General features: G+C 43.2%; 15 protein-coding genes. 12 read left to right on the top strand and 3 right to left on the bottom strand.

Going from position 1 to position 15,215, the window contains the following annotated elements:
- Positions 1-4: 4 nt before the first annotated feature.
- Together LZF95_RS22145 and LZF95_RS22140 are read left to right on the top strand one after the other, a co-directional pair.
- Positions 5-1,543 carry a YifB family Mg chelatase-like AAA ATPase gene (locus LZF95_RS22145; protein ID WP_233757459.1) on the top strand — a complete coding sequence of 513 codons (1,539 nt, stop codon included), beginning with the start codon at positions 5-7 and terminating at the stop codon, positions 1,541-1,543.
- Between the two features lie 237 nt (positions 1,544-1,780).
- Positions 1,781-2,224, top strand: coding sequence for a DUF2214 family protein (locus LZF95_RS22140; protein ID WP_233757457.1), 444 nt, complete (start codon positions 1,781-1,783; stop codon positions 2,222-2,224).
- Between the two features lie 41 nt (positions 2,225-2,265).
- Here LZF95_RS22140 and LZF95_RS22135 read toward each other — a convergent pair whose 3' ends face one another.
- Complete coding sequence (locus LZF95_RS22135; RefSeq protein WP_233757456.1) at positions 2,266-3,366, bottom strand: PLP-dependent aspartate aminotransferase family protein; 1,101 nt, start codon at positions 3,364-3,366, stop codon at positions 2,266-2,268.
- A 268-nt stretch (positions 3,367-3,634) separates the two neighbouring features.
- On the opposite strand from LZF95_RS22135, the gene LZF95_RS22130 reads away from it, so the two are divergent.
- Genes LZF95_RS22130 through LZF95_RS22120 form a run of 3 tightly spaced genes read left to right on the top strand, consistent with a single transcriptional unit; the run spans position 3,635 to position 5,639 of the window.
- The gene (locus tag LZF95_RS22130) at positions 3,635-4,165 is read left to right on the top strand and encodes an RNA polymerase sigma factor (protein ID WP_233757455.1); all 531 of its coding nucleotides are present in this window, start codon (positions 3,635-3,637) and stop codon (positions 4,163-4,165) included.
- Positions 4,162-4,851: a hypothetical protein gene (locus LZF95_RS22125; protein WP_233757454.1), complete on the top strand. Its 690-nt coding sequence runs from the start codon at positions 4,162-4,164 to the stop codon at positions 4,849-4,851. Before LZF95_RS22130 ends, LZF95_RS22125 begins: the two co-directional genes overlap by 4 nt.
- A gap of 29 nt (positions 4,852-4,880) precedes the next feature.
- The gene (locus tag LZF95_RS22120) at positions 4,881-5,639 is read left to right on the top strand and encodes a hypothetical protein (RefSeq protein ID WP_233757453.1); all 759 of its coding nucleotides are present in this window, start codon (positions 4,881-4,883) and stop codon (positions 5,637-5,639) included.
- A 127-nt stretch (positions 5,640-5,766) separates the two neighbouring features.
- Here the strand turns inward: LZF95_RS22120 and LZF95_RS22115 are convergent, their stop codons facing one another.
- The gene (locus tag LZF95_RS22115) at positions 5,767-6,243 is read right to left on the bottom strand and encodes a DUF4293 domain-containing protein (protein ID WP_233757452.1); all 477 of its coding nucleotides are present in this window, start codon (positions 6,241-6,243) and stop codon (positions 5,767-5,769) included.
- A gap of 101 nt (positions 6,244-6,344) precedes the next feature.
- Between LZF95_RS22115 and truA the strand changes: the two genes are divergently transcribed.
- From truA to hemE, 6 genes are all read left to right on the top strand, one after another.
- On the top strand, positions 6,345-7,103 hold the full coding sequence (gene truA, locus LZF95_RS22110; protein ID WP_233757451.1) for a tRNA pseudouridine(38-40) synthase TruA: 759 nt from the start codon (positions 6,345-6,347) through the stop codon (positions 7,101-7,103).
- A 6-nt stretch (positions 7,104-7,109) separates the two neighbouring features.
- The gene (locus LZF95_RS22105) at positions 7,110-8,882 is read left to right on the top strand and encodes an ABC transporter ATP-binding protein (RefSeq protein WP_233757450.1); all 1,773 of its coding nucleotides are present in this window, start codon (positions 7,110-7,112) and stop codon (positions 8,880-8,882) included.
- A 38-nt stretch (positions 8,883-8,920) separates the two neighbouring features.
- Positions 8,921-9,502 carry a hypothetical protein gene (locus LZF95_RS22100; RefSeq protein ID WP_233757449.1) on the top strand — a complete coding sequence of 194 codons (582 nt, stop codon included), beginning with the start codon at positions 8,921-8,923 and terminating at the stop codon, positions 9,500-9,502.
- Positions 9,503-9,504: 2 nt separating this feature from the next.
- Positions 9,505-10,020, top strand: coding sequence for a hypothetical protein (locus LZF95_RS22095; RefSeq protein ID WP_233757448.1), 516 nt, complete (start codon positions 9,505-9,507; stop codon positions 10,018-10,020).
- 79 nt (positions 10,021-10,099) lie between these two features.
- Positions 10,100-10,639 (top strand): hypothetical protein, encoded by a 540-nt coding sequence (locus LZF95_RS22090; protein ID WP_233757447.1) that lies wholly within the window; start codon positions 10,100-10,102, stop codon positions 10,637-10,639.
- A gap of 115 nt (positions 10,640-10,754) precedes the next feature.
- Positions 10,755-11,774 carry a uroporphyrinogen decarboxylase gene (gene hemE / locus LZF95_RS22085; RefSeq protein WP_233757446.1) on the top strand — a complete coding sequence of 340 codons (1,020 nt, stop codon included), beginning with the start codon at positions 10,755-10,757 and terminating at the stop codon, positions 11,772-11,774.
- A 112-nt stretch (positions 11,775-11,886) separates the two neighbouring features.
- On the opposite strand, the gene LZF95_RS22080 is transcribed toward hemE, so the two are convergent.
- The gene (locus tag LZF95_RS22080) at positions 11,887-12,693 is read right to left on the bottom strand and encodes an MOSC domain-containing protein (RefSeq protein ID WP_233757445.1); all 807 of its coding nucleotides are present in this window, start codon (positions 12,691-12,693) and stop codon (positions 11,887-11,889) included.
- Between the two features lie 438 nt (positions 12,694-13,131).
- On the opposite strand from LZF95_RS22080, the gene dnaK reads away from it, so the two are divergent.
- The gene (gene dnaK / locus LZF95_RS22075) at positions 13,132-15,057 is read left to right on the top strand and encodes a molecular chaperone DnaK (protein WP_233757444.1); all 1,926 of its coding nucleotides are present in this window, start codon (positions 13,132-13,134) and stop codon (positions 15,055-15,057) included.
- The last annotated feature ends 158 nt before the right edge of the window (positions 15,058-15,215 follow it).

Below are 15,215 nucleotides of genomic sequence, written 5' to 3'. Positions count from 1 at the left end.
AGACATGGTAGCTAAAACTTTTGGAAGCGCGGTATCAGGCGTAGATGCGAATATTATCACGATTGAAGTCAACGTGGGACAAGGAACCAGTTTCTACATGGTGGGTCTTCCTGATTCTGCAGTCAAGGAATCCCAGCAACGGGTAGAAAGTTCCTTGAAGTATTATAGCTTCAGAATGCCCCGGCAGAAAGTTGTCATCAACCTAGCTCCTGCGGATGTTCGCAAAGAAGGTTCTGCGTATGATCTACCCATTGCGATGGGTATCTTACAGGCATCCGAGCAAGTAGAATTCCCGGCATTGGGAGAATATGTAATTATGGGCGAGCTCTCACTTGACGGAAATCTCAGGCCAATTAAGGGGGTTTTGCCTATTGCAATTGAAGCTAGAAAAAAAGGTTTCAAAGGCTTTATCCTACCTCTGGAAAACGCAAAAGAGGCTTCTATTGTGAATAACCTGGATATCATCGGGGTGGAAACTATACAACAGGCGGTGGATTTTTTATCAGGAGAGCTTGACATCTCTCCCTTGGTGACTGATACGCGAGAGATATTTTATCATTCCCTGGATGACATAGAATTTGACTTTGCGGATGTGCAAGGCCAGGAAAACATCAAACGTGCAATGGAAATTGCCGCGGCAGGTGGACACAATGTAATCATGATAGGCCCACCCGGAGCAGGAAAAACCATGCTTGCTAAGCGCCTTCCCTCTATTCTGCCCCCACTGACTTTGGTGGAAGCTCTGGAAACAACCAAGATCCATTCCGTTGCCGGAAAACTTGGAAAGAACGGCTCCTTGCTGGCAAACCGCCCGTTTCGTTCTCCCCACCATACCATTTCAGATGTAGCCCTTGTCGGAGGAGGCGGCAATCCGCAGCCTGGGGAAATCTCCTTGGCGCATAACGGCGTGTTGTTTTTGGATGAATTACCTGAATTTAAGCGTACTGTGCTGGAAGTGATGCGACAGCCACTCGAAGAGCGAAGAGTAACCATCTCAAGGGCAAAAGTATCCGTGGACTTCCCTGCCAATTTTATGTTGATCGCCTCCATGAATCCATGCCCCTGTGGGTATTACAACCATCCTGAGAAAGAATGTGTGTGCGGGCCGGGGATAGTACAGCGGTACCTGAATAAAGTATCTGGTCCACTTCTGGATCGCATAGATCTGCATGTGGAAGTAACTCCCGTGAAGTTTGACGAAATGACCTCTACCCGCAAAACTGAATCCAGCAAAGATATCCGTGAGCGGGTGATCAGAGGTAGGGAGAGACAAAAAGACAGGTTTCAGGACAACCCTGAGGTATTTTGCAATGCCATGATGCCCTCCCATATGGTCAAACAAATCTGTCAGATCAATGAAGCCGGCAAGGTTCTATTGAAAACAGCAATGGAACGGTTGGGATTATCTGCCAGAGCTTATGACAGAATATTAAAAGTGGCACGGACTATTGCCGACATTTCTGGAAGTGAGGAAATTAAAGTTGAACATCTGGCGGAGGCGATACAGTATAGAAGTTTGGATCGTGAAGGATGGGCGGGGTGAGAATGAAGTTTGAAATTTAGTAAGCCCCAAAAGGGGAAATTCACAATAAGAGACAAGTTCAGGGATTAAAAAGCTACGATGCTGGGCCTTTTCGTTTATTGCCAATCCGATCTTTGCTAACCTTTACGATAACATCTCCTAAACCCAAGTCCCGCTAGGGGCTTGCTCTGGGCAAAACTATAAGCAGACACTAACCAGCCACGCCTTTAGGTACGGCACTAGAATATTTAAGATCATATGACCACAGAAATCATCCTCCGCTACCTTCATTTTATCAGTATTTTCGCAATCGTAGGATCCTTGGTATGTGAACATCTACTGCTGAGGAAGACAATGAGCCGAAGAGAAATCAAACGTATTGCTGCCATAGACGGGGTATATGGTATGGGGGCATTGACGTTATTGGCTGCCGGACTTACTCTTTGGCTGGGTGGATTTGGTAAGCCATCGGTATTTTACACCCAGAATTTCATCTTCCATATCAAAATCTCACTTTTTGCGACGATAGGAATTCTATCGATTTACCCGACCGTGTTTTTTACCAAAAACAGAAGAGGCAATCCCGAGGAAGTTGTGCCTATTCCAAAGGCTATTGTAATGCTACTTAGAATCGAGCTTTTACTTTTGTTTATCATTCCTCTGTTGGCAGGACTGATGGCAAAGGGAATAGGAAGTTTTTGAAAAACCAGTAAAGAAAATCCTCAAAATTGAGAAATGCACCTTTATTTCAGCCCGTTTTCCAAGTCCTCCAACAAGTCATACAAATGCTCCAACCCCACTGACACCCGGATTAAATTCTGGGGAGTCAGGGTATCTGGCCCTTCTGAGGCAGCTCTCCGCTCTATCAGACTTTCCACTCCTCCCAGGCTCGTAGCATTGGTGAAATATCTCAATTTAGAGATCACCCGGTCTGCATCTGCCGCTTCTCCTTTTATCTGGAAAGATAATACCCCTCCAAATCCCGTCATCTGATTAGCGGCAATCAAATGACCTGGATGGGTTTTCAAACCAGGATAGTAAACCTGCTCCACAGCTTCATGTGTGGAAAGAAAATTAGCCAGGACGATGGCGTGCTCAGCATGGCCCTTCATTCGATACGGCAAAGTCTTGATACTTCTGCACAAATAATAACAATCCATGGGTGATGGTACTGCACCTCCGCTTATCTGCACATTTTTCACCTTCTCCCAGAATTCATCCTTTTCTTTAGTAATCAGCGCACCTCCCATAATATCCGAGTGCCCACCAAAATATTTAGTGCTGGAATGCATCACAATGTTCGCACCGAAATCTATAGGATTCTGAAAAACAGGAGTGGCAAAGGTATTATCACAAGCGAGTATGGCTCCCTTCTCTTTAGCAATGTTAGCAACAGCACTTATATCCGTAATCTTCAAAAGAGGGTTAGATGGGGTCTCCACCCAAACAAGCTTCGTATTGGGCTTGAAAGCATCCGCTACCTTTTCCAAATCGGTCATATCCACAAAGGTGGCCTCCACTATACCTTTGAACATAGATAGAATGGCGTTTTTCAGCCCGTGATACATATCATCAGGGGCAATGATATGAGAACCTGGTTCCAAAGCCTGAAACACGGCCACACCTGCTGCATTCCCGGATGAGAAAGCCGCTGCATCTACTCCTTTCTCCAATCCAGCCAACAGCTGCTCCAAAGCCTTCCTGTTTGGATTATTTGCTCTGGCATAGATCATGGATTCCGGTTGATGTATAAAAGTCGTGCTCAGCGTTATTGGCTGTATCACAGGGTTTTCAGAATCAGTAACTATATTTCCTCCGTGTATGGCGAGCGTCTCAAGTTTCATATGATTATAATTTTTCTTTCAAAAGCCACACCTACCTAAATTCGGCAGGTAGATGGAATCTCGCATGCATTAAATAAGTGACGCTTAGAGTCATGCTCGATTTCATAAATTAGGATGCTAGTAGTTTCATTCAAATGGGTGAGCATGAAATTACACTATTTCCTAAGAGCACGAAAAGAATTTTTAAAATGCCTCAAAGTCTGAAGAATATTATTTTCAATTCCAACCTTTTTGTCACTTTCCAACTCTTTAAGACAGAAGCACCTTTATGAATACTCAAAAACTAGATTCTCTCCTGATCACAAATGTCGTATACGGCGACAGGTCGGCGCAATTCCGGCTTTTTGAGTTGACCAAAGGAATGCTGTACTCAACCTGTTACAGAATAGTCAACGATGAGGATGAGGCAAACGATGCACTTCAAGATGCCTATGTGGAAATTTTCCAAAAAATACATACGCTGAAGCAACCTGAAGCAATTCTCGGTTGGATGAAAACGATCACGGTGAGAAAAGCGATCCTATACAGTAAAAAGAAAATCTATTTTGATCCAATAGAAGAGGCAGAAATAGAGTCAAGTGAAGATTTTGACTCTTGGTTTGATACTGAGATGCTGGATCAGGCTATAGCAAGCCTGCCTGCCGGAGCGAGAGCGGTATTTCTTCTTTTATCTGTAGAAGGATACTCTCACCGGGAAGCATCAAGTATGCTGGGAATTTCAGAAAACACTTCGAAGTCTCAGTTGAATTATGCGAAAACACTCTTGAAAAAGCGCATCACTAAACTGCTTCAGGCATGAAAGAATATAGCCCAAAACCGGATTTGTGGAGCAAGATTCAGCAACGGAAAGATTTCGATTCGCAGGTAAGGGAGCATGCGAAAAACCTACCTGAGAAAATGCCTAAGGCAGACCTATGGGGTTCAATTCAAAAGGAGATGGATCGCAAAAAACCGATGATTGCATTGTGGAAATACGGCATCGCAGCTGCCTCGATTGGGATGATTTTAGCCCTGATAGGCATAGCTTATCTAGAATTTGGGAATAATAATGATGTGACAAGTCCATTGACCACTGGCATAACCGTGAAGGCTCCAGAACTGAATTCCAGCAACTTAACCGCACCTGTTGAAACTGAACCAGCAGTGGGAGCTACAAAGCAAACTGAAGCCATAAAACCGCCTACGAATGTATCTGAACAAAAATCAATCACAAGAATTTCGCCCGCTACAATCGAGGTCCCTACAGTAGAATTACCGGATGTACATATCGAAGAGAACTTAATAACAGAAGCCATCATCCCACCCCCTCCCGATGTGGCTCCAAAACAAACCTATCATAAAGTTCAAATTTCCTGGGGGCTTCAAGAAAGGATAAAACTTAAAACTACTATAGGATCTCAGATTCCAGAAAGCACAACGGATTCTCAATTCAGCCGAGCTAACCCCACCGGTAACTCCATCAAAATCAGATTTCAAAGAAACTAACTCAGCATAATCTTATAACTACAAACCTCATGAAACGACTACTACTAGTTCCTTTCCTGGCAATGCTATGTGCTTTTCAAGCCTCCGCCCAGACAATAGAAAACAAACTTTCCACTTCCAATCAGGAATGGCTGGACAGGGATTGGCCTATCACAGACACACTTGTATTTGATTTTCCAAATGAAAGTAAATTGCTTCTGTACTTTAACAACAGAGAATTCTCAGCAGAGGAGCTGGCTGAGGAATTTGAACCCTTACTTCGAAAAGCAACCGATTTCCCAGAGTTCACTACCATTGCGTACCGACTTGGTGAAAACTTCTCCTCCACGGGTTTGAAACATGTGAAATATCAGCTTGAGAAAAAATATGTGCCTTATATAGATAGTCTGGAATTGACCTTCCCAGTCGGATTGGACTATACAGGAGGGGATTTTACGCCTGTAGTCGGGTTCAGAGCACTTGTCAATTGGCGTAATTTCTCACTTGGAGGCTCCATCACCAATACGGTTTATTTTCCCGAGCGGATAGAAAACAACATCAAGGTGAACAGCAACTGGTTTGCAAATGCAGAATTTGCGTGGGAATTTGGAAACTTGGAGAGATCCAGAAGAAATATTTTCGGAGTGGGTTATTTGATCAATGAAAACAGAAGCCAACTATTCAGCGGAACCACTATGCAGACGTATTACAATAGAAAGTTGAGCAAAAACATTTCCATTCAGGTCGGAGTGATCAGTACCGAAAACTTCAAAACTTTCTATCCTACTGTGGGGGTAAGGTTTTGGTAGAAAATCACACTGTAAAACCCGCTTCTGGCGAAGCAGGTTAGCCGACCTAAAAAGCCAGCGATTGCTGACTTTTTAGGTTTGGAGCTGAAAAAGTCTAATGTCTTGATTCTTGGATCTAGCTTCTATTTCACCTGATCCTATCCACCGATTTGATCAGTGCCTCGTCTTTTCTGATAAATCGATTAGCCAGCATATTACAGACCATAGCGGCCAGAATCGCCCAGAAACCAACTTGATATGTTCCATTATCCATAGCCCCTATATCTTTATTGACACCATTGGTGGTCAAAAACACAATGGCTACCAGTCCTACCATAAATAAGGAATTGATCATATTGATCATCATCTGGCGGGCCCGGTTACGGTACTGGAAAATAGAAATAATGGCCAAAAGCCCCACAAAAGCGGCTATTGCCCCAATATACCAATTGGACGTAGAAATCATTATTTCTCCAGAAGCATCTAATTGCTTCATGAAAAAAGCATCGAGTGTCCAGGATCCTCCTGAGCTGCCAATATCCTGTACCCAGAGGCCCATTCCCAAAGTCAACCCCATAGCTATGGCCACCAGAAGCAAGAAAATTGATTGTACGCGCTGAATCATTATAGTAGTTTTTTTGGCAAAGAAAACGTCTTATCGCATCATTACCAAGGAAAGTAGGATTCTCCATGTGATTTGAATGGGAATAGTATCTTTGCACCCGTATGAGTGAAACGACTAGATATTTTCTGGATATAAGCTATAAAGGCACCCGATTCCATGGATGGCAAATCCAAGAGAATGCCTTTACCGTACAAGAAGCCTTGGAAACCGCACTCTCCACCTATTTCAGATCCCCTGTCAGTGTGATGGGCAGTGGCAGGACTGATACAGGTGTACATGCCAGCATGCAAGTCTGCCACTTTGATATAAACCAGGAAATAGAGAAAGAAAAATTCATCCGGAGCATCAATGGCATATTGCCAAGAGATATTTCAGTGAATTCTATTCGTAAAGTGAGGGCAGATGCACATGCCCGATTCAGTGCTGTAAGCAGATCTTACATCTATAGAATGATCTTACAAAAAAATCCATTTACTGAGGATTTTGCGTGGAGGCACTACTTCAATCCTGATATGGAGCGCATGAATACAGCCGCGCAATTGCTCATGGCTCATCAGGACTTTGAATGTTTCAGCAAAGTACATACGGAGGTGAAACATTTTCGGTGTGAAATAAAATCAGCCCATTGGGAACAAAAAGACGGTGAATTGCAATTTCATATAACCGCAAACCGATTTTTGCGTGGAATGGTAAGGGCAATCGTAGGGACACTTGTAGATATAGGGCTGGGAAAAATGAACCCTGAGGAATTGAATGATATTATAGAATCCAGGAATCGGAAAAAGGCGGGAAAATCAGCTCCTGCGTGTGGGCTATTTTTGAGCCATATTGCATATTCAGAAGACATATATTTAGACTAGTTTACCTTGAGCTTAGAACAAGAAAAATCATCATCCGGAGAAATCGTTGATTCGAAAGTACTCAAGCAGCTATACGGATTTGTAAAACCCTACAAGGTTCAGTTCTATTTTCTGATCTTCCTCACGGTAGCACTCGCTATTTTAGCTCCTACACGTCCATACTTCATCCAGGTCGCCATAGATGATTACATTGCAGTGGGAGATGTGGATGGCCTTTTGAAGATCATATACCTGTTGATCGGCCTGATGATTCTACAGGCTTTCGTGCAGTGGGCTCACACTTTTTATTCAGGATGGATTGGGCAGGTTATCATCCGGGACATCCGGGTGAAGCTCTACAAGCATTTACTGAAGCTTAGATTAAAATTCTTTGACAACACACCTATAGGTAGATTGGTCACGAGAAATATCTCTGATATAGAAACCTTGGCAGATGTATTCTCTGAGGGTCTGGCTGCTATCATAGGAGATTTGCTTCAGTTGGTGACTATCCTTGGGGTCATGTTTTACATTGACTGGAAGCTCACATTGGTCAGCCTCTCCACCCTGCCCCTAATGATTATATCCACTTATGTCTTCAAAGAAAAGATCAAAGTGACCTTCAATGATGTGCGGAATGCGGTTTCTAATCTAAATTCATTTCTTCAGGAGCACATCACCGGAATGAACATTGTGCAGATATTCAACCGTGAGGAAAGAGAATTCGAAAAGTTCAAAGAAATCAACAAAGAACATAGAAGGGCACACATACGTTCTGTACTTTATTACTCTATCTATTTTCCTGTGGCGGAGATCATCCAGGCTATCGGTATAGGCTTGGTTGTTTGGTATGGAGCAGTGGGAGTATTGGGCATGGATATAGAAATCGGTGTCTTAATCTCGTTCATTATGTATTTGCAGCTTTTTTTCCGACCAATACGGATGATTGCAGATCGATTCAATACACTTCAAATGGGCGTAGTGAGTTCTTCCAGGATTTTCAAACTCCTCGAAAGTGATGAACATATCGCCAATGAAGGGAATTATAGTCCAGCAAAAGTCAAAGGAAACATAAAACTGTCAAATGTCTGGTTTGCTTATGTGGATGAAGACTATGTGCTTAAAGATATCAGTTTTGAAGTAGAGTCCGGACAGACTGTTGCGCTAGTAGGCGCTACAGGAGCAGGGAAATCATCCATAATTAATTTGATTTCCAGATTTTATGAAATCAACAAGGGAGCTATCACCATTGATGGGTACGACATACGTGAGTTTGAACTAGCTATGCTGCGGAAACATATCGGAGTTGTGCTTCAGGATGTTTTCCTTTTTTCCAATACAATTTTCTACAATATCACGTTAGGTAATCCAGACATCACCCGCGAACAAGTGATGTACGCCGCTGAACTGGCCGGTGCCAAAAAGTTTATCGAACGCCTTCCCGGAGGCTTGGATTATAATGTAATGGAACGTGGAGCTACACTGTCTGTAGGACAGCGGCAGTTGATATCATTTGTGAGAGCAATGGTCTATAACCCAGAAATCATCATTCTTGATGAAGCCACTTCATCTGTGGACACTGAAACTGAAGAGCTGATCCAAGAATCTATTGAAACCATGATGACGGGAAGAACTTCTATTGTGATCGCCCATAGACTATCCACTATTCAAAAAGCAGACAAAATAATAGTCCTGCATAAAGGAGAAATCGTAGAAACCGGAACCCACGATTATTTATTGGAGCTAGGAGGCTATTACACGCAACTCCACCAGATGCAGCTCAAAACTATGGCCATCTAGCCTTATTGTTGACCTCTATTACCAACCCCATATATCAAGTGAAATACAGCATAATCATTCTTTTAGCCATTTTACCATTTATCAGCATTGCCCAAGAAAGAGGGATTGGAATTCGCCTTGGCGAACCACTTTCCTTAACCTATAAGGACTTTCTTACCGATTACATTTCTATTGAGGGCATGATCGGAAGTGCGGGCATAAACGGAGCAAGCTATTACCAGAGGGATTTTGAGCGTAACCTGCCTGAGCCTAATGCATTTTATGTTTCCCATAGAGCCAATAAAGGAGTTTCTTTCAATGTACGCTCAGCCTATCATGAAGATATTACCGATGTTTTCGGGATCACTGAAGGATATCTTCTAGCTTACGGGGGAGCAGGCATTCAATTAAGGACAACAAGAGTCACCTACTCCTACACTGACAGGCTCAGTTCCTCTATTATCAAAAATGACAATCGTACCAATGTGGATTTTGGCCCAGAAGTGTTTATAGGCGCCGAATACTATTTTGATGATGTCCCGATAGCTCTGTTCGGCGAAGCAGGGTTTTTCCTGGAATTGATTGATCGCATAGGGCATATCAAGGGCCAGGGAGGCATAGGAGTACGTTATATTTTCTAAGAATGAAAAAAATCGTAGCCATAATTCTTGTATGCCTATCCATACTGGGTCTTGTAGGGTACTGGGGCTTTGGCAAACTAGGTGGAAATACACCCATTGAGATACAACTGCTCGAATCACCCCCAAATAATCTAGCTGGGATAACCTATAGGGGAACACCTCAAAACAAAGAGTTGGGTGAGGTTTTTAAGAAAATGGAAAGACAAAAGAGCTTTCATCCCGGAAGCCATCTTCATACCCTATATGAAATAGAACCTGCAGGCAAATTAGACACAATGATCGTCTTCGTGGGAATCAACCAACATCTCCCAGATCCCCAATTGGAATTTCGCACTTTCGAAAACAAAAGCCACCTACTAGCCACCATCAAACGCAACAAATGGGTCATGCCTAGCCCTGAAACAGTTAAGGAGAAACTATCCGAATTCGCCAAAGAAAATAAACTGGAGCTTAGCGGCGTTTATATCGATAAGATTATCTCTGATGAGGAAGTACATGTAATCGCGCCGATCAAGTGAAATTTTGTTAAGGATTTTTTATCCAACCATTTAGTGGCACAATTCGTGAAACTCCATATTCTCTTTAACAATTAATTCTATGAAAAACATAAACTTAGTAATTCTAGCTCTAATAGGGATGTTGGCTTTCCAGGCCTGTGAAGGGCCTGCAGGCCCTCAAGGGCCTCCTGGTATGGATGGAGAACCTGGGATAATTATTGTTGGCCAAACTTTTGAAGTTGAAGTTGACTTTACGGAGGCAAATAATTTCGCAAACTTTCTGGAATTCACTGAACCACTGGAAGATGGGGATGGTGTACTTGTATATATGCTAGAAGAAAATCCTGCTACCGAAGATGCAGCGGGGTGGAGACTATTACCCCAGACATTCTATTTTGAAGACGGTATATTGGTCTATAATTTCGACTACACTTTAAATGACGTCAGCATATTTCTAGACAACTCACCGATAGATTTCTTAGCATTAGACCCCTACTGGACCAATGGAGTTCTTTTTAGGGTGATCGTTATTCCTTCGGATTTAATTAATGCCCGAATAGATTACTCTGACTATAAAGGAACAATGGATCTACTAAATATTTCCGAAGAAGACTTCGTCCGAGTGGAGTCTAGGAAATAACGCATTAGACTAAACCAACTGATTACCTCGAATAACCGGATTCTGTCAGACAGGATCCGGTTTTTTATATCCATTTTATATCTTCCAAAAATAAATTGGAGCTTATCTTTGCACCATGCTGAAAAATGACCTCCTCCTTCGCGCCGCCAAAGGCGAACCAATAGAAAGAACTCCAGTTTGGCTGATGCGTCAAGCAGGCAGAATATTGCCTGAGTACAGAAAAGTAAGGGAAAGTGTCAGTGGGTTTATAGAACTTGCCCAGACTCCGGAGCTTGCCGCTGAGGTTACTATTCAGCCCGTGGACTTGTTGGGCGTGGATGCGGCCATCATCTTTTCGGATATTCTGGTGATACCTGAAGCGATGGGATTACCTTATGAAATGGTAGAAAAAAGAGGTCCTCTTTTCCCAGATACCGTCAGATCTGCGGCAGGCCTGAAAAAACTACATGTCTCTGACGGATCAGAACTCAAGTATGTGACTGAAGCGATCAGTATCACTAAGACAGCTTTAAACGGCCGGGTACCAATAATTGGGTTCGCAGGAGCACCTTGGACTATTTTTTCTTATATGGTGGAAGGACACGGAAGCAAAACATTCTCCACAGCCAGGGAAATGCTTTATACCCAACCGAGATTTTCTCATACGCTACTCCAGATGATCACTGACAGCACGATCAATTACCTAAAGGCCCAGATTGAAGCAGGTGCACAATTGGTACAGATTTTTGATAGCTGGGCTGGGATATTGGGGCCAAGACAGTACTCCGAATTTTCTTTGCCTTATATATCACAGATTTGTGAAGCCATTACCACAGTCCCTAAAACTGTTTTTGCCAAAGGCGCATTCTTTGCCAGAGAAGAAATGGGGAAATTAAATTGTGAGACAATCGGATTGGATTGGAACATGGGAATCGAAGAGTCGAGAAAACTCATCGGCTCTGAAAAAACGCTACAGGGGAATCTGGATCCCGCCGCACTCTATGGCACTCCAGACCAGGTGCGTGAGGCTACTGTTGAAATGATGGAGCAGTTCAAAGGAACCCGCCATATTGCCAACCTAGGACATGGGGTATATCCCGATATCAACCCAGAAATGGTCAAGGTGTTTATTCAGACGGTGAAGGATTTCCACTAGTCCAAATAAACGAGTTAACCACAAACACAAAGTCATCTTGTTTCTCCAGAAGCAGGATTTCTCTTTTTCACCCCAATCTACCCCAACTTCATTGAGGGATATCTACCCAGAATCACATTGACTTAAGCTTGTCTCCAACCTTGATAGCCCCTGTTGACAAAGCCACCATATTTTGTCCAAAAAGTATTTTGTTACCCACTTTCCTATAAGTGGCCAAAGTTTTCAGAGGCTCAGCGGCTTTAATGCCGGTGTCTTGATCCACTGTAGTCATAATACAGCGGGCGCATGGTTTTAATACTTGAAAGCCCACCTCGCCGATTTGTATTTTAGCCCAAGAATCTTCAACAAAAGGTCTTCCCCCCGAAAAGACAATGTTTGGTCGAAAGCGATTCATAGGTACAGGAACTTCTAATCTGGAGTTAAGATCTGCCAAGGATTTTTGGCCTATCATCAAATAAGGCATTCCATCGGCAAAACTCACCGATTCTCCATTCACAGCATACCTAGGATCCACTTTCCTCTCTGTAGTATCAGGCATTTTCACCAAACGGACGCTTACTCCAAGCTTTTTACTAAACCATTCATCAATTTGGGAATTGACCAATCTAGCAGGCATCTCATCGTCCCATACTTTTACCGAAGAAATTTCTCCCCTATCAGCATCGAAGGGAATACGAATCCTATCCTCCGGATGGGAAATGTGATATGCCTTAAGGGAATCATCTCCGATTTCCACCTGTATCATCGCCATCATTGGGAGTTTACGCTGAGAGATAAACTTACCGGATTTGTCCACCAACATCCATCGTCGATCCAGTTCGAAGCCCCTTTCTTCAACTTTGGCTTTTGAGAGACGTATTCCGGCAAGAGATTTAATCGGATAAACATAGAGGTCTTGGATAACTAGAGATTCTGGCATGGCCTAAAAATAATGCACTCTAGTAGAAAATGCTTTATTCAGATAAAAAACTTAAGGCCACAGAAGCCAAATCTTTCAGATAACCCCACACCGAACACACTACTCCCAATTCCCTATTGACAGCCAGTATGCCCCAGCCTAGCAAAACAACCAGACACCAGCGGCATCTCTCATTCATATTTCCCCTAAAAAATGGTTTCATTATAATCAATAGATGCAAATCCTGATCATTTGGTTGCAACCATCAAATGAATTCAATAAAAAATGTCAGCTTTTATAATGACAGCCATTGCAAAATGACAATTCCGTGTTATTCCTCCCTACAACATGTCAACTTTCTGCCAATGTGACACAAATACGTCCGAAATCCCAGATGGCACATCCATTGAAGAAAGGCAGGGAGAGTCTCAATCTGAAAAAACTTAAAATCATATAATCATGGGAAAAATCATAGGCATTGACTTAGGAACAACCAACTCCTGCGTGGCAGTGATGGAGGGTAACGAACCTGTAGTCATCCAAAACAGTGAGGGAAGAAGAACCACACCTTCTATTGTGGCTTTCCTTGACAACGGAAACGGAGAACGTAAAGTAGGCGACCCTGCCAAGCGTCAGGCAATAACCAACCCAGCTAACACAATTTCATCTGTTAAGCGATTTATGGGCAAGAAATTCTCTGAGATTTCTGAAGAAAAGAAGCATGCTTCATATAAAGTAGAAAAAGGACCAAACGATACTGTCGCCATTAAAATCGGTGACCGTTCCTATACTCCTCAGGAGCTTTCTGCCATGATCCTTCAGAAAATGAAGACTACTGCAGAAGACTTTTTAGGACAGACAGTCACTGAAGCAGTGATCACTGTGCCTGCGTACTTCAATGACTCTGAGCGTCAGGCCACCAAAGAAGCAGGTCAGATCGCCGGCTTAGAAGTGAAGCGTATCATCAATGAGCCTACTGCTGCGGCTTTGGCATACGGAATGGACAAAAAGCACCAAGATATGAAGATTGCCGTGTATGACCTTGGTGGTGGTACATTTGACATCTCTGTACTGGAGCTTGGTGATGGCGTTTTTGAGGTGAAATCCACCAATGGTGATGTGCACTTAGGCGGTGATGACTTTGATCAAGTGATCATCAACTGGCTTGCAGATGAATTCAAAGGAGAAGAGCAAATAGACTTGAGACAAGATCCTATGGCTCTTCAGAGATTGAAAGAAGCAGCTGAAAAAGCGAAAATCGAGCTTTCCAGTTCAGCATCCACTGAAATCAACTTGCCGTACATCACAGCTACTCAAACTGGCCCTAAACACTTGGTGAGAACCCTTAGCCGAGCCAAATTCGAGCAACTTTCCGAAGACCTGGTAAGAAGATCAATGGAGCCTTGCAAGAAAGCTTTGGCTGATGCTGGCTTGAGCCCTTCAGATATAGATGAAGTAATCTTGGTGGGTGGTTCTACCAGAATACCTAAGATCCAGGAAGAAGTAGAGAAGTTCTTTGGCAAGAAGCCTTCCAAAGGTGTAAACCCTGATGAGGTAGTAGCTATCGGAGCAGCTATACAAGGCGGTGTATTGACAGGAGAAGTGAAAGATGTGCTACTATTGGACGTGACTCCACTTTCATTGGGAATCGAAACCATGGGCGGGGTATTCACCAAATTGATCGAATCCAATACCACTATCCCGACCAAAAAGTCTGAAACCTTCTCTACAGCGGCTGACAACCAGCCAGCTGTGGACATCCATGTGCTGCAAGGTGAGCGCCCTATGGCAAAGGACAACAGAACGATTGGTAGATTCCAACTTTCTGACATCCCACCAGCACAAAGAGGCGTACCTCAGATCGAAGTGACTTTTGACATCGATGCCAATGGTATCCTAAATGTATCTGCAAAGGATAAAGGTACCGGCAAAGAACAAAAGATCAAGATCGAGGCCTCTTCAGGACTTTCCCAAGAGGAAATCGACAGAATGAAAGCTGAAGCTGAAGCTAATGCAGCAAGCGATAAAGCTGAAAAAGAAAAAATAGACAAACTCAATCAAGCTGACAGTTTAGTGTTCCAGACAGAAAAGCAGTTGAAAGAATACGGGGATAAGCTTTCCGAAGGAAACAAAACCGCAATCAGTTCAGCACTGGAAACATTGAAATCCGCACATCAATCCCAAAACATTGAAGGAATCGATACTGCAATGGAAGGGCTGAATAAAGCATGGGAGGCAGCTTCCACAGAGATGTATAATGCGGCCGGAGCCCAAGGAGCCGGCACTGCTGAAGGGGCCGATACTGGTGCATCAGGTTCTTCAGAAACTGGTGATGGGGTCTCTGACGTAGATTACGAAGAAGTAAGTGAAGAAGAGAAAAAATAAGTCTAGCTGTAAAGCTAAACCAATTCAAAATGGAGGCTGTCTCATATTGATGTTTGATAATTGAAGACAGCCTTTTTTATTCAATAGAGGCCGATTTCCTGATTTCGGCCTCTATTTTTTTGAATACCGTTTAATTTTATAGGAATCGGGATTCTCCC

The organism is Algoriphagus sp. AGSA1 (assembly GCF_021390545.1).
GTDB lineage: Bacteria > Bacteroidota > Bacteroidia > Cytophagales > Cyclobacteriaceae > Algoriphagus.
The sequence above is the reverse complement of the archived record's forward strand: the minus strand, read 5'-3'. Positions and strand labels throughout refer to the sequence as shown.